23 protein-coding genes are annotated in these 25,001 nt (G+C 47.9%); 12 read left to right on the top strand and 11 right to left on the bottom strand.

What is annotated here, in order from left to right:
- Window positions 1–229: 229 nt before the first annotated feature.
- Complete coding sequence (locus tag H6H02_RS00770) at window positions 230–1,036, bottom strand: HpsJ family protein (RefSeq protein WP_206757259.1); 807 nt, start codon at window positions 1,034–1,036, stop codon at window positions 230–232.
- Between the two features lie 57 nt (window positions 1,037–1,093).
- Between H6H02_RS00770 and H6H02_RS00775 the strand changes: the two genes are divergently transcribed.
- Window positions 1,094–1,237, top strand: coding sequence for a hypothetical protein (locus H6H02_RS00775; RefSeq protein WP_190813687.1), 144 nt, complete (start codon window positions 1,094–1,096; stop codon window positions 1,235–1,237).
- A gap of 426 nt (window positions 1,238–1,663) precedes the next feature.
- On the opposite strand, the gene H6H02_RS00780 is transcribed toward H6H02_RS00775, so the two are convergent.
- Window positions 1,664–2,752 (bottom strand): adenylate/guanylate cyclase domain-containing protein, encoded by a 1,089-nt coding sequence (locus H6H02_RS00780; protein ID WP_190813689.1) that lies wholly within the window; start codon window positions 2,750–2,752, stop codon window positions 1,664–1,666.
- 227 nt (window positions 2,753–2,979) lie between these two features.
- On the opposite strand from H6H02_RS00780, the gene dnaG reads away from it, so the two are divergent.
- Both dnaG and H6H02_RS27445 read left to right on the top strand, forming a co-directional pair.
- Window positions 2,980–4,989, top strand: a complete 2,010-nt coding sequence (gene dnaG, locus H6H02_RS00785) for a DNA primase (protein ID WP_190813691.1) — start codon at window positions 2,980–2,982, stop codon at window positions 4,987–4,989.
- Window positions 4,990–5,125: 136 nt separating this feature from the next.
- Window positions 5,126–5,248 carry a hypothetical protein gene (locus H6H02_RS27445; protein WP_277922490.1) on the top strand — a complete coding sequence of 41 codons (123 nt, stop codon included), beginning with the start codon at window positions 5,126–5,128 and terminating at the stop codon, window positions 5,246–5,248.
- On the opposite strand, the gene H6H02_RS00790 is transcribed toward H6H02_RS27445, so the two are convergent.
- Entirely contained in the window at window positions 5,238–6,479 is a 1,242-nt protein-coding gene (locus tag H6H02_RS00790; protein ID WP_190813693.1) for an FtsX-like permease family protein, read from the bottom strand. The genes H6H02_RS27445 and H6H02_RS00790 overlap by 11 nt on opposite strands.
- Window positions 6,480–6,539: 60 nt before the next feature.
- Between H6H02_RS00790 and H6H02_RS00795 the strand changes: the two genes are divergently transcribed.
- Window positions 6,540–7,301: an ABC transporter ATP-binding protein gene (locus tag H6H02_RS00795; RefSeq protein WP_190813695.1), complete on the top strand. Its 762-nt coding sequence runs from the start codon at window positions 6,540–6,542 to the stop codon at window positions 7,299–7,301.
- Between the two features lie 17 nt (window positions 7,302–7,318).
- On the opposite strand, the gene H6H02_RS00800 is transcribed toward H6H02_RS00795, so the two are convergent.
- The 5 genes from H6H02_RS00800 to H6H02_RS00820 all read right to left on the bottom strand — a co-directional run bounded on the left by H6H02_RS00800 (window position 7,319) and on the right by H6H02_RS00820 (window position 13,837).
- Entirely contained in the window at window positions 7,319–8,290 is a 972-nt protein-coding gene (locus tag H6H02_RS00800; protein ID WP_190813699.1) for an NAD-dependent epimerase/dehydratase family protein, read from the bottom strand.
- Window positions 8,287–9,438 carry a hypothetical protein gene (locus tag H6H02_RS00805; protein WP_190813701.1) on the bottom strand — a complete coding sequence of 384 codons (1,152 nt, stop codon included), beginning with the start codon at window positions 9,436–9,438 and terminating at the stop codon, window positions 8,287–8,289. Before H6H02_RS00805 ends, H6H02_RS00800 begins: the two co-directional genes overlap by 4 nt.
- Window positions 9,439–9,522: 84 nt before the next feature.
- Window positions 9,523–11,100 (bottom strand): B12-binding domain-containing radical SAM protein, encoded by a 1,578-nt coding sequence (locus H6H02_RS00810; protein WP_190813702.1) that lies wholly within the window; start codon window positions 11,098–11,100, stop codon window positions 9,523–9,525.
- 72 nt (window positions 11,101–11,172) lie between these two features.
- Entirely contained in the window at window positions 11,173–12,453 is a 1,281-nt protein-coding gene (locus H6H02_RS00815; protein WP_190814201.1) for an aminotransferase class I/II-fold pyridoxal phosphate-dependent enzyme, read from the bottom strand.
- Window positions 12,454–12,658: 205 nt separating this feature from the next.
- Window positions 12,659–13,837: an aromatic ring-hydroxylating dioxygenase subunit alpha gene (locus H6H02_RS00820; RefSeq protein WP_190814203.1), complete on the bottom strand. Its 1,179-nt coding sequence runs from the start codon at window positions 13,835–13,837 to the stop codon at window positions 12,659–12,661.
- 188 nt (window positions 13,838–14,025) lie between these two features.
- On the opposite strand from H6H02_RS00820, the gene H6H02_RS00825 reads away from it, so the two are divergent.
- The gene (locus H6H02_RS00825; protein WP_190813704.1) at window positions 14,026–15,201 is read left to right on the top strand and encodes an MFS transporter; all 1,176 of its coding nucleotides are present in this window, start codon (window positions 14,026–14,028) and stop codon (window positions 15,199–15,201) included.
- Here H6H02_RS00825 and H6H02_RS00830 read toward each other — a convergent pair.
- Window positions 15,176–16,885 (bottom strand): GH3 auxin-responsive promoter family protein, encoded by a 1,710-nt coding sequence (locus H6H02_RS00830; protein ID WP_190813706.1) that lies wholly within the window; start codon window positions 16,883–16,885, stop codon window positions 15,176–15,178. The two genes, H6H02_RS00825 and H6H02_RS00830, sit on opposite strands and share 26 nt — an antisense overlap.
- Window positions 16,886–17,067: 182 nt before the next feature.
- On the opposite strand from H6H02_RS00830, the gene H6H02_RS00835 reads away from it, so the two are divergent.
- The 4 genes from H6H02_RS00835 to H6H02_RS00850 all read left to right on the top strand — a co-directional run bounded on the left by H6H02_RS00835 (window position 17,068) and on the right by H6H02_RS00850 (window position 20,643).
- A complete protein-coding gene (locus H6H02_RS00835; protein ID WP_190813708.1) occupies window positions 17,068–18,042 on the top strand; it encodes a cupin-like domain-containing protein in 975 nt (324 codons plus the stop codon).
- 78 nt (window positions 18,043–18,120) lie between these two features.
- Entirely contained in the window at window positions 18,121–18,624 is a 504-nt protein-coding gene (locus tag H6H02_RS00840) for a sterol desaturase family protein (protein WP_190813710.1), read from the top strand.
- 157 nt (window positions 18,625–18,781) lie between these two features.
- Window positions 18,782–19,105: an Mpo1-like protein gene (locus H6H02_RS00845; protein WP_190425116.1), complete on the top strand. Its 324-nt coding sequence runs from the start codon at window positions 18,782–18,784 to the stop codon at window positions 19,103–19,105.
- 128 nt (window positions 19,106–19,233) lie between these two features.
- Complete coding sequence (locus H6H02_RS00850; RefSeq protein WP_190813713.1) at window positions 19,234–20,643, top strand: amidohydrolase family protein; 1,410 nt, start codon at window positions 19,234–19,236, stop codon at window positions 20,641–20,643.
- A 132-nt stretch (window positions 20,644–20,775) separates the two neighbouring features.
- Here the strand turns inward: H6H02_RS00850 and H6H02_RS00855 are convergent, their stop codons facing one another.
- A complete protein-coding gene (locus H6H02_RS00855; protein ID WP_190813715.1) occupies window positions 20,776–21,282 on the bottom strand; it encodes a pentapeptide repeat-containing protein in 507 nt (168 codons plus the stop codon).
- A gap of 14 nt (window positions 21,283–21,296) precedes the next feature.
- Here H6H02_RS00855 and H6H02_RS00860 point away from each other — a divergent pair, with 14 nt between their 5' ends.
- The gene (locus H6H02_RS00860) at window positions 21,297–21,863 is read left to right on the top strand and encodes a YraN family protein (RefSeq protein ID WP_190813717.1); all 567 of its coding nucleotides are present in this window, start codon (window positions 21,297–21,299) and stop codon (window positions 21,861–21,863) included.
- On the opposite strand, the gene H6H02_RS00865 is transcribed toward H6H02_RS00860, so the two are convergent.
- On the bottom strand, window positions 21,864–22,253 hold the full coding sequence (locus H6H02_RS00865) for a hypothetical protein (protein ID WP_190813719.1): 390 nt from the start codon (window positions 22,251–22,253) through the stop codon (window positions 21,864–21,866).
- A gap of 157 nt (window positions 22,254–22,410) precedes the next feature.
- On the opposite strand from H6H02_RS00865, the gene queA reads away from it, so the two are divergent.
- Complete coding sequence (gene queA / locus H6H02_RS00870) at window positions 22,411–23,580, top strand: tRNA preQ1(34) S-adenosylmethionine ribosyltransferase-isomerase QueA (protein WP_190813721.1); 1,170 nt, start codon at window positions 22,411–22,413, stop codon at window positions 23,578–23,580.
- A gap of 132 nt (window positions 23,581–23,712) precedes the next feature.
- Window positions 23,713–24,972 carry a tetratricopeptide repeat protein gene (locus tag H6H02_RS00875; RefSeq protein ID WP_190813723.1) on the top strand — a complete coding sequence of 420 codons (1,260 nt, stop codon included), beginning with the start codon at window positions 23,713–23,715 and terminating at the stop codon, window positions 24,970–24,972.
- Window positions 24,973–25,001: the final 29 nt, after the last annotated feature.

Raw genomic sequence — 25,001 nt, forward strand, 5'->3', positions numbered from 1 at the left:
ATGCACTCCAGTAAAGGAGATCCCGATTGCGTCGGGTTCCTTGGGGCGTTGTGACTTCAAAGAGTAGAAGTATGTTAATAGATGCTTTCTTCGTCGGATGAAGGATGGGAAATTGCAGCCTTCATCCTAGCCTACTCAACAGGCAACAGCTTCGCCACTACTCCGTCGAGGGGAAAGCCAACAGCTTTTTTGGCGAATGAACCCCTAACCCCTCGCAACTCGCGATTTCTTACCGCGCCTGAGCTTTCCGACGGCTTCCTCCCGAACCTGTCAACCCCAGCGCCGCAATGCTAAGGTAGCCAATCGCTAAGAGTAAACTGCTCAGTCCATTCCGGATACCCGTCTTCCAAAGCTCGCCTTGAGCTTGTTTTTGGGCTTCTAGTTTGCCGCCTCGAACTTGGGTTTTAGCTGCATCGACTTGTGCGTTCAAAGCTTTTGGGTCTTGCTTTAACTTCTGTAATTGATCTTTGAGTGCTTGCAATCTCGCCTGTTGCTCTCCTTGGACTTGACCGCTCCTGAGTGCTTGATCTAGTTCCGAAAGCTTCTTGCTATCTTCAAGCAGGGCGGTAACTTGGGCTGACTGGCTGGCAATTTGAGTTTCAACTTGAGTGGCTCTTTGGTTAATTCGGGCGATCGCTTCCTGGTTCAGCAGACGCAAGCTATTGATGTTCAGTAAAGGAACTGGCAGCAGGAAACTCAAACCTAAAATAACAGAGAGTATCAGCGCTCCGATTCTCACTAGGTCTTCCCAACCTTTTCGAGCGATTCCAGAGTTAGAGTCAATCCAATATCCAGCGAACAGTAGCGCCAGACCTACCATTGGAATCACCCCTCTGTCAATTAGCTGCCCTGTAACGCCCTGTTGCCACTGTAGGAAGTTCAGCCGCCACTGTGGATCATCCACGCCACCGGGTCTATTTGGCGGAATTAGAAAAACCGCATAGTCAACCAGCGAGGACACAATTAGGATCACTCCGACCAACTTAAGGATTTTGGAGGCAACGGAGGAAGGTTGACGGCTATTAGCTGCTTTCATGGTTTTCGTCGTGAGTTATGAATTTTTTACTTCAAACTTAACTGAATAACATACTGAGTGACCTATCTGCCTACCGGAGAATTACTCATTTATCAAGGTTTAGAAGACTCAGTAAAGGGGGAAAGTCTTCCCAATTCACCCGTTGGCTTCAGGGCAGTTAACCCAGAGGACTCCGGCTCAGTTGTTGTCGGTACGCGGTGATTCTCTTCAGTTTAAAGCCGCTGATTCTTTAGAGATTCTGTTAGCAAGTTCAACATCTTACATCAACTGGGTCTATCCGTGTTAAAAAATCACAATTTGCAACTGAAAAGATAAAATTCTGTAAGCAGGTCAATCGTTTATGTTCATCGTCCAAAAAATTCGCGGCGAGAGAGTAAGGAACTGCTAAAAATGAGTTTTTTTGCTTATTAGCTAATAAATCCTAGCCCTTTTTTAAAAGGAGGGCTATCGTTAGTATATGATTTCCAACTCAAAGGACGCTAGGCTAAGAGAAATAATAATATTTACTGAAAGCTACTTAACAGAAAGATAAAATTTATATGAAAATTAGGTTAACGATATCAATGTAGGGGTGACTTCCCTTACCCTTTGAGTTGGGAGGGAGAAAAGTTAAGACATCACCAGCTTTCAGCAAATTGCCTTCATTAACTCAATCCGATGAACTAGAATCGGTGCATCCAATCCTTTAAAACTTATGGTGTTACATAGCTGGGGGCAATCTTTGACAGCACTGGCAGCATCAGCGTCCGTGAGTACAGTTTCGGTACAAGCAATGTCGTTGCCTTGGCTTGTCGCCTGCACCCGTGCTGCTGTATTCACCGTTGTGCCGAAGTAGTCAAGCCGCTCGTTTAGGGTGACACTAATACAGGGGCCGACATCAATGCCAATTTTGAGGATAAGGCGATCTTCTGCTGTTAGTTGCAACTGTTGATTCAAAACTTCCATCTGCTGGTGCATGGCGATCGCGCTTCTCGTTGCATCAGCAGGTGCAGTGAATGCTGCCATCACCGCATCCCCAATCGTCTTGACAACCACACCATTGTGGGCATCTACTACCTGAAACAGCAGCTCGAAGTGTCGGCGTACCAGATGATAAGCCCGCGAATCTCCCCGCCTTGCGTAGAGTGCCGTTGAACCAGCCAGATCCGAAAATAAAATCGCTACCCGCCGGATCGTTAAACTCTCATTAGGCGGAATCGTCTCGCGGGGAAAAAAGTCGCGGAAAGTTTGCAGCGTCAGCATCTGGTGTCCGGAAACTACCCCATATTGAGCATCGACTTTAGCGCGGAAATCCGGATCGTCCGCGTCCCTTTCCAGGCGGCGCAATCGTTCGTCAATACTAAACGTAATCCGCACCTGCTCATCAGCATCAGTAGCATGGACAATGTGACACTGTGGGCAGGTATGGTTTGTCCGCAAATCGTACAGACTTTTCGGATTGAAGTCGATGCCCCGACACATGGGGCATTGAATGTCCCAGTTGAGAGATAGGATGCCTTCTTTCAAGGCGGTGACTAAAACTCGCAGCGCCTCCCGTTCGCTTAAGTGCAATCGTTCGGCAATTCGGCGGGGGTTAGCATGGTAGAGTTCTCGGCTGTCGCTTTCCTGCAAAAATGCTGTCAGATGTTGCCGTACTGCTGGTTTAACCCCATAAGCTTCCAATGCAGCGACAGCTTTGGCGATCGCGCTTTGGCGTCTAGGAAAAAAGTTAAGCACTGCCCGGTTTATCCTCTATATCGCTAGGTTGATTGAGAATTTTGGTAGCGTGCGACCCTGAGTGTAATCCCAATACAATGATGATTAGCGATTCAGTTTTAGCAAGACGAATGGGTGCCAAGAGTTTTCTTAGTACCAGCTTAGAACATTACTAGGAAGACCCCTTTGTCTTTGTTTAGAAAAAAACACCAATCACGATTGGTTCTCTCGATACAAAAAACTAAGCTGTGCAAATTCCCCGGCTGCATCCAGACACGATTGAGGAAGTAAAGCAACGGGCTGACATTGTAGATGTCATCTCGGAATACGTCCTATTGCGGAAGCAGGGCAAAGATTTGGTGGGTTTGTGCCCTTTTCATGAGGAAAAAAGCCCTAGTTTTAGCGTCAGTCCCAGCAAGCAGATGTATTACTGCTTTGGTTGTCAAGCTGGGGGAAATGTAATTACATTCCTCAAGGAACACTCTAAGCGCTCTTTAGGCGAAGTCGTACTGGATTTGGCGCGGCGCTACCAAGTGCCAGTGCAGATGCTGGAGCCAGAACAACGACAGGAATTGCAGCGCCAAATTACGCTGCGAGAGCAGCTGCATGAGATTTTGGCAGTGACTGAAAGCTTTTATCAGCACGCCCTCCGGCAAGCTCAAGGAGAGGTGGCTCTAGAATATTTACGCTCAAAGCGGGAACTCTCACAAGAAACTATCCAACAATTTCATCTAGGCTATGCACCGGCGGGTTGGGAAACCCTCTACCGCTACTTGGTGGAACAGAAACACTTCCCGGTGCAGTTGGTAGAACAAGCGGGGTTGATTGTTCCTCGGAAGACGGGCGGCGGTTATTATGACAGATTCCGCGATCGCTTGATGATTCCGATCCACGACAGTCAAGGGCGCGTCATTGCCTTTGGCGGTAGAACCTTGGGGGATGAGCAACCCAAGTATCTCAACTCCCCCGAAACTGAGTTATTTCATAAAGGCAAAACTTTATTTGCTTTGGATAAAGCTCGTGACGCGATTGGCAAGCAGGATCAAGCCGTCGTGGTAGAGGGATATTTTGATGCGATCGCTCTCCATGCAGCAGGCATTTCCAACGTCGTCGCTTCTCTTGGCACCGCCCTCAGCTTAGAACAAGTGCGGCTGCTGCTGCGATACACCGAATCCAAGCAGATTATCTTCAACTTCGACGCCGACGCCGCTGGGACAAAAGCAACTCAACGAGCGATTGGAGAAATTGCCAATCTCGCTTACCAAGGACAAGTTAATCTCCGAATTCTCAACCTTCCAGATGGGAAAGATGCTGATGAATTTATCCGCAAAGGCGGCACTCAAACCTATCGGGAACTACTGCTCAACGCCCCGCTGTGGCTTGATTGGCAGATTCAGCAAATCTTAATCGGCAAAAACCTCAAACAAGCAGATCAATTTCAGCAAGTTACAGGAGAATTGGTGAAGTTACTCAACAATCTCACCAACGACGATCAAATTACTTACTACATCAATCACTGTGCGGAAATCCTGAGTCAGGGCGATTCTCGGCGGGTGGGGTTGTTATCAGATAATCTTCTCAATAAAGTTGTTCGTCACTGGGAAGAACTCCTCAATCAAGATAATTCCCTACAAGTGCCGCTGCTAATTAACAATCTTCTTAAGCAGAGTCAGCCCAAACAGAATAAACGTTCCCAGTCGCGCCGTACTGGTAGCAATAATAAACGCCAACAGCCAGTTGTATCGGGTTCTTCGGAACGCAGTCTTTTAGAACGAGCCGAAGCTTTACTTCTGCGCTTTTATATCCATTGCCCCGAATATCGGCAGGCGGTTATTGATGTGCTAGAAGAACGAGATTTGTTCTTTAGCCTTCCCTACTACCGATTTTTATGGCTAAAAATTTTAGATATACAAAGAAATTCTGAGGCGTCTACAGTAGAAGCGTCAGAACTGATATCTTCCCTCCAAAACTTGTTAATTGAGTTTCCTGACGATTTGGCTCAAGTTTCTCCGCTGTTTCATCTCGACGAAAATACACAGCAAGATATTCTCTCTCCTGAATTGATTAAAGCAGCCGCCGCTTGTATGGAACGGGTAATGTGTGAAAACATCGCCCGCCGCTTTTTGGAACTCTGGAAAAACCCCGATACCTCAATTGCTCCTGAAAAGCGGGAATATTATTGCCAGGAATTTTATAAGGCAAAACAGCGGATCAAAGAGCTAGATGGGCAACTGCAATTTTCGTATTTTTATCGTTAAGCCATCCATACATCTCAGTTATCGTGGTTCTCCTTTGAGTGCAATATACACTTGGAACCTCACCCCCAACCCCTCTCCGTTCACGGAGAGGGGGGAATATTGAACCCAGAGGGGTTCACGGGGTAGAGCAGGGGTAGTGCAAACGGCAGCGCGAGAGTATCAAACTCAAACAGTATCAGGAGGAGTTTGCCCAATGGATGATTTGGCAGATGGCGTAGCGGGTATTGTCAGCTTAACGGTTCTAGGAATTAAGCCTTGAAGACGATCGCTGGATCGACGCGAGTGACCTTTTGGATGGCAAAGATGGCAGAACCGACGCACATGATAACCGTAATTCCCAAGGCAGCGATCGCAGTCGCTGGTGTGATTAAAATGATGATTCCCTGACTGGAAAATGTCCAGGCTACCACTCCTAAGCAAAGAACCATGCTGGGAATATAGCCTAGAATTGCCATCCACAGCGCCTGCTCGATGATTGCACAGTAGATAACCCAATCGGATGCGCCCATCGCTTTGAGGGTGCCAAATTCTTTGATGTGATCGGATACTGAGGAGTAGAGGATCTGACCGACAACGATCGCCCCAACAATGATACCCACCGCTGCACCAAGACCCAGAAGGAACCCAATTCCAGTTCGCTTTTGCCAGTAAGTCTGAGTCATTTCAATCATTTCGGCGTGAGTGTACGCACGGGTATCGGGTAAGGCGGCTTCTAGTCTTTGTTTAAGTACCTCTAAATCCTGACCCGGCTTGGCTTGAATCAAGACATAAGTGATGGGGTCTGATGCGGCTAACGGTTTGGGTACAGAAGTAGCAGTGGGATCGAGCTTCTCATAAGTGTTCGTACATTGGATTCCCCTCGATCCCGATTGCAATCGGCAAGACAAATTAGAAGTTTGACCAGAATTTAAGTAAGCGTTGGCACTCTCTAAGGAGGTAAACATATAAGCATTCGATGCTATTGAGCGATTTCTTTGGGTGAAGCCAACTAACCGTGCCGGTAAAGTACCTACTTGAGCAACATCACCGATTTTTCGTACCTTTAAGGCATCTAGGTTCGTTACATCCACCATTACGGTGTAAGGTTCTTTTAGGGCACTCACACTTCCTTGGGTGATATTTGTTGGTACAAACAATTGCCCATTTGGGTTAAATCCGATGACTCTGACTGGAGCAATCTCATTTGAAGCGTGACGCCATACGGAACCCCTAGCAATGAGTGCTTCGGCTCGCTCTACGCCTGCCACCTCTTGAGCCAGAACGACGTGCGCTTGGGGGATTGGCAACGTCAAGTCAAGGTACACCATACTCTTGGATGCCACCCAAATATCGGCTTGGGAATTGTCAATTAATTTAGCAGCGGAGCGACTAAAGCCATTGAAGATACCCGTTTGAATTGTTACTAGGCTAACGGCAAACATAATCCCTGCCTGAGCCACAAGTAAACGAGGAATGTCTTCGAGCAAGTGCTTCCGAGCTAGTGAAACCATAAAAAAAGATTGACGATTACCTGCAAGTTTGACCAAAAGTTAGGCTAAAGACTTAAACGGATGAGTGCTTCTCAAATTAACTCTACTGTGTTTAAAAAGAGCCGAAGCCAGGATGATTCTACCGCAAGAGAATTTAATAATCGTCAAATGGGAGAGATTGTTGCCAAAGGGGTAGAGATGGCATTTCCATCAGGGCGACAGTCTTATCAAGTTCTTAAAGGGATTAACTTAGAAATCTGTAGGGGCGATATCCAACTCTTGATGGGGCCGTCTGGATCGGGAAAAACTACCCTGCTGTCAATCTTAGCTGGGCTGCTGACACCCTCTGCTGGAAAGGTGTACTTACTCGGAGACGAGATTACAGGAATGTCTAGGGCAAAGCTAGCACGGTTCCGACTACACAATATTGGCTTTATTTTTCAGGGTTTCAACTTGTTTCCAGCACTAACAGCATCTGAAAATATTGAAATCGTGCTGAATGTTAAAGGCATCCGGGATAGGGTAGCCCGACAGCAAGCAAAAGTTTTGTTGGAACAGGTGGGATTAGGAGATAAAGCGAATCAAAAGCCGGGTGATTTGTCCGGAGGACAAAAACAGCGGGTGGCGATCGCGCGGGCTTTAGCAGGCAATCCCCAATTGATTATGGCAGATGAGCCAACTGCTGCCTTAGACTCCCATAGTGGGCATACTGTGATTGAGCTACTGCGCCAGCTAGCGAAGGAAGGCGGTTGCACGGTGCTGATGGTGACGCACGATCCTCGAATTGTCGATGTAGCTGACCGAGTCGCTTATCTCGAAGATGGAGTTCTCAAGAGAGAATAGTGCAAATCGTGCAACATTCACGATGCGGCTTGCATGATTCGGACAATCTCACGCAAGGTTTCTGATGCTGAGCGAGGATGCCAACCAAGTTCCTGAAAGGCTTTGGTAGCATCCACCCGGACGCAGCGGTCGTAAATGTAGTGAACGCGCTCCCGACTGAGGGGTGGCTGCCATTTGAGCAGGCGTCCGACTGGATCGAGTAAGTTTCCCAAAAATCTCACGACGAGCTTAGGAGCTTCGGCGGGGGCTGGAATACGGGTTTCCTGGCTGAAAATCTCAAACATTTCGCGGGTAGTTAGCTCACCAGCAGAAATAATGTAGTGTTCTCCAGGTTTGCTTTTTGCTGCTGCTAGAATCATCGCCGCAGCTAAGTCATCCACATGGACAATGCCGGTAATGCGATCGCCTCCTGCCCACAGCTTTAGCCGTCCTTTGATAAATTGCTGCATCACGGGGCCAAAATGGGGATCGTCCGCCCCAAAAATCCCGGAAGGCAGAAGACTAACAACCGGAAGCCCTTGCGCCGCAAATCGATCCACCCATTCTTGTGCTTGGTATTTAGTGCGATCGTAGGCAGAGGAAAAGTTAGTCTGTGTCCGCTTAAAAGTTTCATTTACAAGTTTGCCCCCCGTATCGCCAAACACGCCAATCGTGCTGCAATAAACCACTTTAGAGACACCAGCGGCTTGAGCAGTTTCTAACACGCAGCGAGTTCCTTCCACATTCACCCGCTCCATTTCTGCTTCATCGACGATGCCCAGTTCTACATAAGCCGCCGTGTGGAAAACTGTATCTACCCCAGTCATTGCCGAACGCATGGCATCCCGGTCGGTAATATCTCCGTAAACCAACTGCACGTTGCAATTAGAAAGACGCGCTAGATTGCTTGATTTTCGGACTAGCCCTACCACCAAGTCGCCCTGCTGCTCTAAAGCCCGCACTAAGTGAGAACCTGTAAATCCACTGGCTCCAGTAACTAGCGCCTTCATAATGCTTTTTCATAAATGCGGTAAGTTTTATAAATCTTGCCCCCCGCTGCTTCAATTAGCTTCCGGGAGGGAAAATTATCTTCATAGACCCAGGAAAGTTCCGCTTGCTTATAGGGTTTCCCTTTTTGAATTCCCCCTTGCATTCCCAAATAAATCAAGGCGAGAGGCACCATTTTTCGGCGATACTCCGGCAGCGAACAAATGGCAATTACTCGCCCTCGGTCAATTTGACGGCGATACCAAAGGAACTTAAGAATCCCCAGCCAATTTAACTTTCCATTGACGTGTTTTAGAGGAATATTATAGTCGGGTAATCCCATCCAAAACCCAATCATTTCCCCGTTATATTCGGCGATGGGAAAGACATCCGGATCTACTAAAGTCTGTAGTTCCTTCGCTTCTTCTAAAAATTCTTCCTGGCTGCGCGGGGTTGAACTCCAGTTATTAGCGAAAGCGCGGTTAAAAAGATGATAAAGGCTGATACAATCTTGTTCAAATCCTTCTCCTTTCGTTCTTAACGGACGAAAGGTAACACCTGATTTACAAGCAATCCGATAAGCTTTCTCAAATTCTGCTGATAAGGGTTTATCTAAAGAAAAATTATAGGCGTAAGCATCCTTAGCTTTATGCCAGCCATCTTTCTCTATAAATTCTGGATAGTAGAACGGATTATAGGGCATCATCACCATTGGTGGCGAGTCAAATCCGTCTACTAAAAATAAACAATTATTGTGAGTTGAGAGGTCGATGGGACCCCGAACAACTGTCATCCCTTGCTCCCGCAACCAGTTGCAGGCAGTCTTAAATAAGGATTGCGCGATCGCAAAATCTTGGATGCACTCAAAAAAACCGAATAAACCAACATTTTGCCCTTCTCGCTCAATCAACCGATGATTAACTGAGGCAACAATGCGTCCTACCGCGTGAGAACTGTTTGCTCCTTCGGATATGGCAATAAACTGTTGTAATTTCCCATACTGAAGGAACGGATTACTAGGAGTAAACTGCTTGGCAATACTGCTGCGAATTGGCGCTACCCAGTGAGAGTCGTTCGCATAAACCCGCTCCGGAACATCTAGAAACATCTTGGTTTCTTCCGGAGTTGTTACCGCTCGAATTTGAACCTTTGTTGTTTGATTTTCCACCATTTTTAGACTTATAAAAGTGTCTAATGAAACAACTTTGGTTAACTCTCCGAATCCATTGGTAAAGTCAATCCAAAATTGAATGACTCAGCTTGCCAGAACCTTTTCTTGAGGAGTTTCTGTTGCCTTACTTGCTAGATATTGGGCAAGTTGAGCTTCGATTTCGTCCCGTACAATTTGACGGTACTCGATGAAATGCTCAATATGGGCGCAATTAATCAAATAAGACTCAAATACACCCGGATTGTGTTGAATGATGGAGAACATCTGACGCCAGAACTGGAAGCGGGTATTGCGCTTCAGTCCTTGTCGCCAACAAATAATAAATAATGCCTTGATATCACTGAATCCCGGCATTCGGAACTTCTTCTTGTGAGGAGTCGGCTTCATCTGTATAAAGTGCCGATAGACTCGTGCTAGATAGCGAGATGGTTCATACAGTTCCCAGAAGCAACTGACGTATTCACGAGCCAATTCTTCTAAAGGACGACTGGGGATAAAATTGGTCAGTGTTGTCTGATGGATATTCGCCTCTTCACTCCCCTCCAGCAAACGACCCTCTTTTTGAAGTCGATGCCACAGCGCCGTATTCGGCAAAGCCTGAAGCATACTGAACAGTGCTTGAGGAATTGCTGTCGCTTCCACAAAATCAATGATCCGACGACCTGCCCCAGCCTTTTCACCATCAAAGCCAATGATGAAACCAGCCATCACGCGCAAACCCACCCGATTGATTTTCTGAACCGATTCCATCAGCGAATTGCGCGTATTCTGGAATTTTTGAGTCAGAGCCAGACTCTCTGTGTCTGGTGTTTCGATGCCCAAAAACACTGCACTGAAGTTGGCAGCGACCATCAAATCCAACAGTTCCTCATCCTGTGCTAAGTCTACCGAGGCTTCAGTCGAGAGACGGAAGGGGTAGCCGCGAGCTGCCATCCAGGGACCGAGTTCGCGTAGCAAGAGCTTGACGTTGCGCTTGTTGCCGATGAAGTTGTCATCAACGACAAAAATGGAGCGCCGCCAGCCCAGGTCATAGAGGGACTGCAATTCAGCAAGCAGTTGCGCGGGGGTTTTCGTGCGTGGCTTCCGCCCATAGAGAACAATGATGTCGCAGAACTCGCACTGAAAGGGGCAACCCCGCGAAAACTGCACCGACATATCGTTGTAGGCGCTTAAATCCAGCAGGTCGAATCTGGGAATCGGTGTGTTAGTGACATCGGGCTTTTCGCCATTGGAACGAAATACCCCCTCTGTTTCACCCCGCTCTAGCGCCTCGACTAAGAGCGGCAAGGTAATCTCGCCTTCGTCTAAAACCAGAAAGTCTACTCCGGCTTCCTGTGCCGCAGTTGGAACTGAGGTGACGTAAGGACCACCGACTGCCACCAATTTGCCGCGCTGCTTCGCTTCGCGGATCAGGTGTAGCATATCGGGTTTCTGGACAATCATCCCTGAGATGATGACGAGGTCTGCCCAAGCCCAGTCTGCTTCAGTCTCAAATTGAACATTGCGGTCTACTAAGCGGAACTCCCAAGTTTGGGGCAGAATCGCTGCGACTGTAATCATCCCCAGCGGAGGAAGTGATACCTTCCGTCCGATTAGTTCTAGTGCTTTGTCAAAAGACCAGAACGATTTGGGAAATTGTGGATAGAGGAGCAGTACACGCATCAGGCACTCCAAAAAGGGGGTTAAGCAAACAGCTAGTCTTGCGGCAAAAGTGTCAGGTTAAGCCTGGTATTGCTATGCACTAATGGTTGGTTGATACAACAAGTCCCGAATGTCTACCATCGCTGCCACCAGACGATCCATTTCCTCTTGAGTGTGGAGAGCGTTGACGGTAATGCGTAGGCGGGGTTTGGCAATAAACCAAATCGGAGAGACCCAGAGACCGCGATCTTTCAAAAGTTGTCTGCCAAAGACCTTGGGATTAATCTCTGACGGTAAAATGACTGGGACAACGTTTGTCTCGCCAATTGCGGCAAAATCATTTTCAGCTAAGCGCGATCGCAAGTATCGGGTATTTTCCTGAAGCTTTTGGACTCGTTCTGGCTGTTGGCGAACGATACGGATGCTTTCTAAGGCAGCAGCGGTGATGGGTGGCGGTAAAGAAATGGTTCCAATTGAGGTGGGCGAAACATTCAGCAGCGGTTTTAGCTCCGCGACATGGCTGCTAATGGCGGCTCCTGCTGAGGCGGCAAACTTAGAGAAAGTTGTCATAATCAGCGGCACGACACCCCGCTCAATCGCATAACTGGGCAAAATGCCAAAATGCTCGTAGATCCCTCTTCCTGTGGCTCCAATGGCACCGCTGGCATGAGCTTCATCCATCACCAGCACGCTGCCCTCGTATTTTTGCAGGACCCCGATCATGTCTAGCAGCGGCGCGATATCCCCATCCATTGAGAATACGGCATCGGATACAACCAGAATGCGATCGCCGGGTCGGGCATATCGATGCAGTTTCCGCGCTAAATCCTCGACATTACAATGGCGGTAAGCTTTTACACGGGTGCGGGGGCTATTACCAAATACTTTTCCGGAACGAGTCCCGGCATTAACGACGGCTGAGACAATGCAGCCATGATTGAGGACATCGGTGAGAATTAGAGTTTCGCGGGTGTTCTGAAATCCCGGCACGGGAATTGCCAAGTGACAGAAGGCATCCATTAAGGCTTGCATTGCCATCCAAGCGTTCAGAAATAGCTGGGTATGGGGCAGATGCTTAAATGCTGAAATCTCGTCCTCTAGCTGTCGATGCAGATCGATTCGACCGCTTAGGACGGAGCAGGAGCTGTTTGACGTTCCGTATTTCAGGATGGCATTAATGGCACCTTGCTTAACGGCTTCTTCCTGAACTAACCCTAAGACATCATTGGTGCAGAAGCTGAGAACGGTTTGACGCTCACCCGTCGCCGTGTCTTCAATCTCGACAGTATTCCCCTGCTTCTCATGACAGATATATTCATCGGGGTCAAGTCCGCTCTCGTACCAATGCTGGACATATTCTTTGACAATTTGCACAAGTTGACTCCTCTCAGCTTTTACCAGATCGGCGATCGCCTCTGGCTCAACAGTATATTTGCCAGACTCGGTTTCTGCTATCCAGGTCTGACGAAACGTCCGAAGGAAGAAGACCTCATAGTGTTTATGAATACATGGCTCCAGCTCGCTTGGGAGCCGCAACCCTGAGAAAGGGCTAGAGAATACACCGCTGCTAAGATTGCCTTCATCCGAGTGAATTTTCTTGGGTTAGTTCAGATGGCTCTCTGGCGTTCGCGGAGTGTGCGCGAAGGGCATTCGCCTCAGCAAAAGAAATAGACTTTTCTGACTTCCCCTGATGATTGTTTTGCGATTGACTAGATTCTTGCACAAATTTCTCATATTGCCGGACAATTAGCCGCTGAATCGCAATAATCGCTGGATTTATTTCTACATAACGTCGCTGGGGATCGGCTAAATAGGTTCGCTGCTCGCTTTCGATCATCTCGATGTCTTGGGCGAGAAATTTCAACAACACAAAGCGCGGGAGCAGGTTTTGCAACAAAGGTCTGAGCGGGTTGAGTACCCATTTGGGCAGGCGGACTTTGAAAAAGAAGAAGGCAAAAGAGCGGCTCTCCGTTAAGCCGACGGGCAATCGCATCAAGTATAGGGCGGAAACTCCCTGGAGAACGGTATAAAAATGTGGGTAGCGATACTGAATCGAGATCGGTAAGGTGGTGACTTGGTCAGCGCGATCGCTCAATCCGAGAAACTGAGCCATGCGACCTTTGTAGGAAACATTGTATTCGGCACAGACTGCCGCGTCTGTCTCCCGCAGACTCGTTAGCACCGGATCGAACCAACCCTGCAATTTTTGGTGCAGAAACCCATGAAAAACGTCCATCGTGTTCTCATTGCAGATGGAAAAATGGGCTTGGAAGTGGGCACTCACTGGCACCATTAACCAATCTGGCTCGTCAAATTCAGGGATATCCGGCGGCTGACAGGTGGTGGCGAGGGCGCGATCGCCAGGGAAGATCCAGATAAGATTATATTTTTCTTGAACTGGATAACTGCGGGCTTGGGCGCGGGGAAGTTTTTGGGTGTCGGGAAGATAGGGAATGCTGACACAATGACCTTCACCGTCAAATTCCCAGCCATGATAGGCACACGCTAAGTTACACCCTTGAACGGTGCCCTTGTGCAGTGCGATGCCTTTGTGAGGGCAAGCATCCTCTAAGGCATGGAGATTCCCTTGAGTATCGCGAAAAATTGCGATCGCTTGCTGCCAAATGACGACAGGCATAATCTCACCGGGCTTCAGTTGGCTTGCCCACCCAACCGGATACCAGTGATTTCCGTTGATGCCCACCTCTCGGACAGCATTCTGAACTGTCTGGCTGGTTAGAGTCGTAGCCAATTCCATGAATTGTGCCTCTGTTGCCTGTTTCTGTGACAATATTTAGCTTCCTAGCAACCGATAAGTCAATATCAATTTGTTTTGTCTTTTGGGATTTTTCAAATGATGAATCACCCATCACCCAGAACAGCCCGAAATAAGTTGGGTTCCACCTATCTAGGTTATGATGACCAAAAATTGCAGGTTTCTGGCTTATGTTGGGCGATCGCAGACTGTTAGTGCTGCTGGCAGCAGGCTCCCTGACGACCATGACGGGGGGAGTCATTGCGCCAATTTTGCCAGAAATGGTACAACAACTTCACCTCGATCCTGCGTTTGCCGGTAACTTGGTGAGCCTACACTGCCTGACAATTGCCCTATTTAGCCCACTACTAGGGATTTTGGCAGATCGAGTCGGTCGGTTGCGGGTACTCATTCCTTCCCTAATTCTCTACGCTCTGTTCGGCATCGCAGGAGCTTTTATGCAAACTCTGACGCCGCTGTTAGTGATGCGGGGGTTGCTGGGTATCGCGAGTGGGGGGATTGCGGCGGCGAGTCTGGGCTTGCTGGGAAATATGTATGAAGGCGAAGCGCGATCGCAAGCTTTAGGTTACGCGACCAGTACCCTAACCCTGACGGGTATTGCTTTTCCGCTCTTAGGAGGCTGGGTTGGTGCCACTCACTGGCAATATGCTTTTTATCTGTATGGGCTTGGGCTGCCACTGGCGTTTTTGGCTGCTTTCATGTTGAAAGAAAAGCCGAATCAGGTTAAAGGTCGCGCCACCGATTCCAGCCAAAAGCTGAGCAAAATCCTGACAAGACCCCACGCTTTGCAGTTGTTACTCACCCTTTGCTTAGCGTCAGTGGCGATGTATGCCGTCGTGATTTACGCACCCCTTTACCTCAAGGCAACGATTGGGGCAGGGGCATCTCTGAATGGGATTGTCTTGGCATCGCGGGCAATTGGGGCAGCCGCTGTCTCAGCTTTTGCCGCTAAGAGGTTAGCGAAGCGACTCGGTTTAAATCGAGCGACCGCAACCGGATTTGCGCTGATGGCATTAACCTTGGCAACCATCCCACTACTGTCCCAACTCATCTGGATTTTGTTAACAGCGGTACTCTTCGGTGTGGGATTTGGGATTGCGCTACCCAACCTCTATAGCGCTTTAGCCGATGTCGCCCCCTCTGGGCTTCGGTCTAGCGTGCTGGCAGCCGGAACGGGTGCCGGTTTCCTCGGACAGTTCCTGTCCCCGATTCTACTGGGACCAGCGATTAATTATGGCGGGTTGCCAGGGATTTTTTATGGGGCAGCAAGTGTCTCGATAGTGGCAGGATTGCTGCTTTTATGGGGCAGCAAAAACAAATTTAAGCGCGATCCTCTGGAAGCCTAACCTCTTGCTCCACTTCCAGTCCAGCCAGAAAATTCCGATCCTCGCTAATATGGGGAAATTTCAATTGAGAATCTGGAATTCCCCTTTCCACCTGACGTTGGCGAACTTTGGCAAAGCTGCCAGCCGCCAAAATCCGCAGTCGGGGAGGAGGCACCTGATCCTTGCGCTTGGATTGATAGTAAACGTTCGTTTCCTTGAGTTTACGGTCAAAGCTTGCTAAAAAAGCGAGGCGATCGCTCAAACTATGACCGCTAACGAGTTCAATATTCACTAGATAATGGGCGGGGAACTCATTTTCGGACAAAGTGATACAAAAATCCTCTAATGGCAAGCCAAATTCTTGTTGGAGGCTTTGCATCACTTGAGTGGCATGAAATTCAGTCGTCTTCTCCGTCGTGGAAGACAAGATCCCGCCTCGACGGTGACGAAATACAATCAGAGGAGCCTGCTCGTAAAAGCCCAGAACTTCTACAACATCACCAATATCGTAACGGTAGAAGCCGCTATAGTTGGTCATCAGAATCCGGTACAGTTCTCCCGCCTTTACTTCCGTGGCGAGTAAGGTTTTGGGATGCTCTACTTCCCACTGGTCTTGCGGGATAAATTCAAAAAAGCCTGCTTCAATGGCTAAGATGCTGCCATCGTTGTTGAGGTCGTGGTAAATACTAAAGGTGCCTTCAGCGGAGGCGAAGACGGCACCAAAGCTAGGGATGTCGTCAAAGTAGTTGGGAAATCGCTCAAAGTAAAAATCTGAGGTTCCTCCCCGCGCGGTGGCGGTAAAAGATAGCTCAGGCCATGCTAGTTTTGGGGTAAGCCGTCCCTCTGATTTTAAGATTTCACGCAATTGAGCGGCGCGACCTGGATTTGCTGACCATTGCCGTTCCAATTTGGCTCGAAGTTCCGGTTCGAGTGTTAACCAACTGGCAATGGTTCCGGTTTCGATGTCCCGGATCAAATCTTCCGCGTAGCGCTCTAAATAGTTGCAGATTCGCAGGATGAGCATGGGAAAATTGGCTCCCATTCCGCGCATCGAGCGATCGCGCAGAGCAAATAGGAAGCAAAGATAATGGCGGGTGATACTATCCGCTGCTTGTAGGGTTTCGTAAGGATGGGCAAAGAGTTGTTCGTAGAGAAATTTGCCCATGCGGAGGACGCCTGTACCTCCCGGTCCATACTCAATCCCGCCACTGGTACGTCCCGTTATTTGGGCGGTGTTGGTGACTAACAGTTTGCCAAATTTTCGATCTTGCGAACGCGCTTCGCGCACGCTTCGCGAACGCAGCGCCTCACCTAAAAAGCCGATGCAAGTCAGATTCGCCCATCCCAACGAGTTCTGAAATCGCTGAGTCACCGGGATTAATTTCTGATTTCCCGTCGATCCACTGGTCGTATTGAGATAAACGACCGGATCTGGCGTTAAAATATTTTTTTCACCTTGAGCAATGCGTTCAGTATAGAGTTCATAGCTGCTATAAGGCAGAATTGGAATCTGTTGTTGAAATTGCTCGATTGTTTTGATATCTCTCAGCCCATATTTCCGACCTAATTCGGTATCTTTATGAGCTTGCAATACTTCCCTTAATAACTGCTCCTGTACCGCCGAAGTTTGGCGAGTTTTCTTCACGAAATTCGCCCTAGCACGTTCAGCAATCGTCGTCAAAAGTGGCAGTAATATATTTGCCATCAGTGCATTGTATCCGTTAGCAAGAATAACTAGTCGATTAAAGCAGATTTTTTCTTTTTCTCCAAATAAAATGCTAAAACTTTCTATTGATTGTCATTAATATTTAATTTTTGTTTTTTGTAGCAATGGAAACTAAATTTTTTAGTTAAGAAACATTAACCTGAAATTGGTGGGAAATAGGAATGGAAACTAAAGCGGAAAAGAAGTTGAATATAGAGCTTGAAAATCAGGTTGCTCCAATCGAACGAGTGGACATATCCTCAATAACGCCAGACACATTTTTTGAAAAATATCGAAAACCCGGAACCCCAGTTATCATTACAGGCTTATTGAAGAATGAAGGTGACTGGGATTTAGACTATTTATGTGAAAAATTTGGCAATCAAGAATTAATCTTCCGAAATCCAGGACGTGCGAGGGAAAAAGAAGAAAAACGCAAATGGAAAAGCATCGGAAGTGGAGTTAATCTGCAAAGTATGCCATTCACAGAATATGCAGAGATGTTGCGTAACCATCAGGCTCATGAAAATGACATTAATTTAGGAAAATGTCCGCTCAAAAATACCCCGCTTGCTGATACACCTTCTTTAAAAGATATTGGAAACCGCCTTGGTTTAACGAAGCCTGCGAGTGAAATGAACATTTATGTGGCTCCGGGAGGTCATAGTTCAGGCTTACATTATGACTCAGTGGACGGCACACTAATGCAACTACATGGTGCTAAAAAAGTGATATTTTTTCCACCGTCAGACACTTATAATCTCTATCCATTTCCGGTTTATATTCATTTGCGCCACGGATTGAAGTTGCGTTCTTGGTTTAGTCAGGTGGATCTGGAAAACCCCGACTTTAAAACAATGCCAAAATTCAAGGAAGCACTCCAGCATAAACGCGAAGTAATCCTTGAGCAAGGTGAAACCCTTTATATTCCTGCCGGCTGGTGGCATGAAGTCATCGGATTGGGCGATGAAATGGTGTGTGCAGTCAATCGTTTCTGGAGGATATATCCTACATCACGAGCCGTGTTCTCTTGGAGTCGATGGCGTGCAGCTTGTGGAATGATATTTGCATTACCCTATACTTTTTTAAATTTAGCGATCGCGCTAGGCAGCCGCAACAGAAAACAAAAAATTAGCAAGATTTCCCATAGGATGTAAGCGTCCTAGCCAATCAAATCGGAGCAAAAACCTTTAGGTGTGCGTCGCGATACAGAAAAACTGTGAGGAATAGAGTTTATGAGCTTATTAGCAAAGCTTTCTGTAGGAATCGCTTGTTTTACTCTGGCGTTTATCTTGGCAAGTTTAGTGGAATATTGGCTACATCGCTTGATGCACGTCTCGCCTCGGATTGGCGAACGTCATCGAGATCATCACCGTCGTAACGAAGGACAGGGGGTGCTGTGGGAGTTTCGAGACTATGTCAAGGGCAGTTTGCTGGTAATGTGCCTGATGTTTTTCTACTCGTGGGAGGCTGGAATCGGTTGGTTCCTCGGTGGCTTATTCTATGCTGCATTTTCAGCCTATGCCCATCAGCTACAGCACGAAAACCCCACCAAGTGCTTCTGGATGAAGATGCCAGTTCACTACGTGCATCACAAGTATGGAATGTGGCATCACAATTTTGGTTTGGCGGTGGATTGGTGGGATCGGGTTTTTGGCACTTACAAGCCAGTAGAATGGCTGGGCGAAGAGGAACTGAGTCAACAGCCACGGGGTTATTTGCAACTCCGGTGGCGGTAGGAATGTCCTAGCTGCCATCCAAGGGGAAATTGTCCAACCTGGGTTAAAGCAACCTAAAAAAATTCTAATTTCTCTGACTTTCGCAAGAGACTTAGTGATATCGTTCCTACAACGCTTTGAGTTTGACAAATTCGGGTTTCACCGCAGGAGAATTACTTTGAGCTACTTCCAGGAGGCTAAAGCCCACTTTGTTGCGAGTCATCAGCATCCCATCAACCAGTTTCTGCACCACTTGACTAATGTGCTAGCGATCGCTGCCGTGGTCTTTCTGTTTTATGATTGGCGGTTAACGCTCGTGTGCTTAGTCCTAACCCAAGTATTCGCCTTGGGCGGTCATGCTGTTTTCGAGAAGAATCACCCGGCTTTTGTCAAGTACCCCGGCATTACCATCCTAGTTTCCCTCATGTGGTCTTTTGAGAACTGGTTTGGTCTGCGCCAAGTTTGGACATACTTGAATCGCAAGCAGAAAGCGTTGAATTAAATTTCAGCCGCAAGGCGAGTATTCAATTAAAAACATTGTGTCTTCATCGGGGCAGGCTTCTATCCGACGCCCTGAAAACCTGGAATTTATTTGCAGGTAACGATTGAGCAAATTATTAAGGAGTGTTCATGTATCAAGGTCTACTGGTAATTGATGCAGATGCCCATAAGATAGAAAATCCTTTAGTAATGCGGGATTATCTAGAGCCAGAGTATCGCGATCGCATCGGTTTAGCGATTGATAGTCTGGGCGACCAACGGGCGAGAATCGTAGACTTTAATCCGGCAACGGGTAAAAACGACTTTATGCGGATGTTCCCGCAGCCTCAGGGACTGGGGAAAGGTGGCTTTCGCAACCTGCATCCAGATACAACCTTGGGGGCAATGTTCAATCGCGTGCGGATTGAACACATGGATAAAGAAGGCATTGATATCCAGGTAATTTACGGCACGCTCAACTTAGTCTTTTCTAGCTTATTGGATAAAGACTTTGCGATCGCTCTGTGCCGTGCCTACAACAACTACATTGCCGATGACTGTCGGGGTTATGATAACCGACTCAAACCCATTGGTGTCTTGCCTCTACAGGATGTAGATGCCGCTGTAGCTGAAATGCACCGCTGCATCAACGAACTGGGCATGATTAGCGTCGCCGTTGCCCCAAACCTCCCAATCCCCCATCCGAAAGCGCCCCAAGCTTTCCCGGATATTCGCACCTGTAAAGCGATTAGCCATCCTGACTTCCGCCCGATCCTGCAAGCAGCAGCCGATTTGGATATTGGTCTTGGCATTCACGGAGGGCCGGGATCTTACATGGTGGGGGGAATTGCCGATCATGTGGAAACCTTTGTCCTGACGCACATTTTTGTGCAGCGAAACCAGCAACAATTGGCTTTGGCAAGGATGGTTTTTGATGGCGCGTTTGAGCAATTCCCTTCCCTGCGGGTTGGTTTTTTAGAAGGCGGTTGTGGTTGGGTGCCGGATCTTGCCCATGCTTTCCACGAGCATTGGGAAAAACGCATCCGTGACTTTGACCCCAAGCATCCTTATCGTCCTTCCCTGATGGAATTCACCAAGCTGATGATTCAGGAAAGAGGCACCCACAACAATATCAACCTGATTAGTCAGGCAAAAAACCTCTTCGATCTGCTGTGGAATGCTCAGCATGACCCGTCTCAGATTGAGGATGCAAGTCTTTATGAGCATTACGATCTCCGCCATCGAGATCCCTTGGAATACTTCGAGCGGGGTCAAATCTTTACTTCCTTTGAATCAGACGATCCAGGCCCTGCTTATCTTCACATTGCGATGGGAGAAATTGGCAAACATCTGGCTTGCTTCTCTGGGGATTATGGGCACTGGGATGGCGTACTCCATGACTGTGTCAAGGATGCTGCAACTGTTGCCGATTATGATCGAGAGCATTTAGAACTATTGCTTAGCGGCAATGCACTGGCTCTTTATGGCGATCGCTTGCGCCCATCAGCGATCGCGAATCCAATCGCTGATGCACCCAGTCTGAACACTACGGTTAATTAGCCCTTTTTGAGCGCAGAGAATTCCGTTAGGGACACGGCAATGCCGTCCGTGTCCCTAGAGAATTTGTATTGAACCCTAAGTGACAACCAAGTGAAAAATACTGAGTGAAACAATACAACCGATTGCAAAGGATTAGGGGCAAAACAAAGTTTCGCGGGTTTCCCGTCCAGTCGTGGGATTGGTGCCAGACGCTATCTTACACAACTGTTGTTGGACATCCTGACGAAGCAGCACATCTGTAAAATCAGCTCCATCAATAATCGCACCTTCAAACTTAGTGTTAAAGGCAAACGCCCCTTCCAAAACGGCGTTCGTTAAGTTAGCTTTGGTCAAGCGGGCTGTATCCAAAGTTGCGTTTCGGAGATCGGCTCCTTCTAAATTGACGCTTTCCAGATTAGCCCCGAAGAAACTAACCCCCCGCAAATTCGTATGACTCAAGTTACTATTGCGGAGATTCGCTTTAGTAAAACTGGAGTCAGTTAGCTCTTTGCCGGAGAAGTCTGCACCAATCAAAAATTCTTTGTTGTAGTCGTTCGCCCAAGCGGGAGATGCGATCGCGCCAAAAGAGGCAATTGCGATCGCTACCAGTAATAAACTGAGTAAAATTGTCGAAATCCGATTATCTAGCCTAAACTTCATGCTGGTTCCATTTGATGGAAAACCGTCGTCTATCTCATTATCCCGATATCGGTGTTTTAGGAGAAGACCTAGTTGCTCAATGGTTGCTTTCCCAAGCCTGGGAAATTCTTGAGCGTCGGTGGCGTTGCCGCTGGGGAGAAATTGATATAATTGCGCGACAACGCCCAGATGAAAGCAGGGTAGGGGGAGACATCGAGACAGAAACACAGCATTCATTACCCATTCCCCTGTCCTCTTGCTTAATATTTGTTGAGGTCAAAACTCGCAGTCGGGGAAATTGGGATGCGGATGGAATGCTGGCGATTACACCAAAAAAGCAAGCTAAACTCTGGCGCACAGCGGAGATTTTTTTAGCAGATCGTCCAGATTTAGTAAATCTTCCTTGCCGATTTGATGTCGCTTTGGTCAGATGTCAGCGCGTTCCTAAGAGCAATACTGTTTTGTTATCAGAACCTTTGTTAGCAGAACCTGCAAAGACTCCCTTGGTTTCTTCACCGGAACCGAGAAACTTAGCCGTCAGAGAATATGAGTTGAGTCTACAAGACTACATTCAGTCTGCTTTCGATGAGCCGTTCAGTTAATTAAGCCAAAGTTTCCGGGCAATATCCCAGACCTTTGGTGAACTGTTGGCGGAATGCTTCAATGTCGCTCCGATCGGGACTACCATGAGAAACCACAGCGACTTGGTAGCGACGCATCACATCGATGGGGGACTGGCCGGTTTCCAGGCTCCAAAGCGCCATCTGGAGGCGAATGGCAGGGTCGTAGGGAATTCCCAGTTCGTTCATGAACGCCCGGAAGTCACCATCTTGCTGAGAGTTTAGATGATTATTCATTTTGACCTTAATCACCCAGCCATCAATCTGATGAATCACCGTCATTAAACGAACGGGCAACTGGGGCATTGTGTGTAGATACTCAACAACCCGTAGTGTCAGGCTGGCATTGGCCAAAAAGTAGACGTATTCCATGAGAAATTCTTAATGTCTAGGTCGTGCTGCTTCTATAACTCTCATTCTCTATGAGTAAGATAGTCTGCGATAGGGGAGAAGCCCCCGTTCTGATCTGGGGGTTATTACCCAATCTGCAAAGTTAAATTGATCCATACCTTATCAGTGAACTAACGGCATGACAGAATTTAGCGAAGACAGTCCCATCAGCGATCCCCTGTCTGGAGATTCAAAAGCCGTCAGTCAAAGTATAGATATCGAGCGGTTATTAGCTAGTTATGACTACGAACTCCCGGCAGAACTGATTGCTCAAAACCCATCTGTGCCAAGGGATAGTGCGCGTTTATTGGTGGTAGATTCCCCCAATCACTCCAGCCACGGCATTTTTCGAGATTTACCCGACTTCCTCCAATCCGGAGATTTACTGGTTCTCAATAATACTCGCGTCATTCCAGCCCGCCTCCGGGGTCGTAAATCTACGGGTACCCCCGTAGAGGTGTTGCTGTTGGAGGAACAGCAGAACAACTGCTGGCTAGCTTTGGTAAAACCGGGGCGGCGTCTCCAACCAGGGGCGCAGATATTGTTTGAACCACCGAAATTGGGGGCTGAGGAAAATTTGCACCCATCCCCAAATCCGAATCAATTCAGTGCAACAGTTTTGTCTAGGGATGAGGCGACTGGGGGGCGGGTATTGCAGTTCGATGTTCCAGCCGGGAGTCGGTTTGAAGATTTGTTGGAGGAATATGGTCAAGTACCGCTACCTCCTTACATTACAGATTCTCAATCTCAGGCGGAACAGTACCAAACTGTGTATGCCCAGGCTCAAGGCGCGATCGCTGCCCCCACCGCTGGACTACACTTTACCCCAGAGTTGCTCCAACGCTTGCAAGACCGAGGCATTCAACAGGCTTCGGTAACACTGCACGTCGGGGTCGGGACGTTTCGCCCCGTGGAAGTGGAGGATATTACCACCCACAAAATGCACGGGGAGTGGGTAGAAGTCCCCATATCTACAGTGGAACAAATTCGGGAAACCCAGGCGCGGGGGGGTCGGATTATTGCCGTGGGGACAACCGTTGTGCGATCGCTAGAGTCAGCCGCTGTTGATGGGGAATTACACGCTTTTAGGGGCAAAACGGAGTTATTTATCTATCCCGGCTATCAGTGGCGCGTGGTAGACGGGCTAATTACCAATTTCCACTTACCCCGTTCGAGTTTGCTGATGTTGGTGGGTGCTTTAGTGGGGCGTCAGCGGTTGCTGGAATTGTATCAAGTGGCGATAAAGCATCGGTATCGCTTCTATTCTTTTGGGGATGCGATGCTAATTTTGCCGGAAGCCACAATTTGATGACAATTGGACAAATTAAGGGAATGAGGAATGGTCAACTATCCCTGGTCAGTGGTAAATTGCAACTAACAACTCATTCCCTTTTTCCCAATTGCCTTTTTCCTAATTAGCGAGTGGTGCGGGTTTCTAGATATGGTTAAAAACTACAAACGAATTTATCTCGTTGCGGCTGCTTTGATCGGTTTTGGTTTGACGAGTGCCGGTACTGCCTTTGCGGGTGAATCGCGGTATGGACGACAAAAGATAACCTCTTTTGAGTCGCCCGTACATACTAAGCAGATGGTCGAAGGTCTATACACTCAAGATTTTGAGGCAGCGACTTACTTCCAGCAAGGGGTGACGCGATATAATCGCGGAGACTATCGAGGGGCAGAACTCGCGCTTCGCAAAGCGCTGGAGTTTGATTCCAGCATTGCGATGGCTTATTATCTGTTGGGGAATTCTCTAGCCGAGCAAGGACAGCTTGATAAGGCAACGAACGAGTACCTGCAAGCGCTTCGTCTCGACCCCAATTTGGGAGAGGCTTACTACAATTTGGGCGTTGCTTTATATAAGCAAGGGCAACCTGATGCCGCACTGACTGCCTATGAACGAGCGCTAAGTTTAAATCCTAAGTTGGCAGATGCTCACTATAATGTGGGCTTGGCGTTAGAGGCAAAAGGTCAGACACAGGAAGCGATCGCTGCCTATCAGCAAGCAATTCAGAATGACCCCAAATATGCAGCCGCTCACTATAATCTGGGACTGCTGTTAGTTGACAAAAATCAAAATGAAGCTGCGATGGCTCAGTTTCAAAAAGCAGTGGAAATTGACCCGGCTCTTGCCGATGCTCAATATCAACTGGGGTTACTTTACGCTCAGCAAAATCAGCCGACACAAGCGATTAACGCCCTGAATGCAGCGGCTTCTAAAAATCCTAACTTGGCAGCGGCTCAATACCAGATGGGTCGGATTTTTGTCGAGCAAGGCAACTACAAAGCAGCAGCCAACCGATTTAAGCAGGCGGTGCGTCTCAATCCCAATGATGGCGAAGCGTATCAACAACTCGGCGCAATGCTGTTAAAGGAGAACCAGGCAAAAGATGCCGCAGCGGCATTGAGGGAAGCCAAGCGTCTCAACCCAAATGATGCTGTGACTCTCTATAATTTGGGCGTAGCTCTGCAACGGCAAGGTCAGTTTTCGGAAGCGATCGCAAATTACCAGGAAGCGATTGTCATCAATTCCACTCTGGCAGATGCATTTTTTAACTTAGGAGTAACCCTGCAACAAACTGGACGCCGCGAGGAGGCAATCCCCTTTCTTGTTCAAGCGAAAACCCTATTCAATCAGCAGGGAAATCCAGACAAAATTGACCAGATTAACCAGGTTCTACAGCAGCTAGGCGCTTCTTGAATTAAAAATTAAACATTAAAAACTTATCT

It is taken from the genome of Coleofasciculus sp. FACHB-1120 (genome assembly GCF_014698845.1).
Classification (GTDB): Bacteria; Cyanobacteriota; Cyanobacteriia; order Cyanobacteriales; family FACHB-T130; genus FACHB-T130.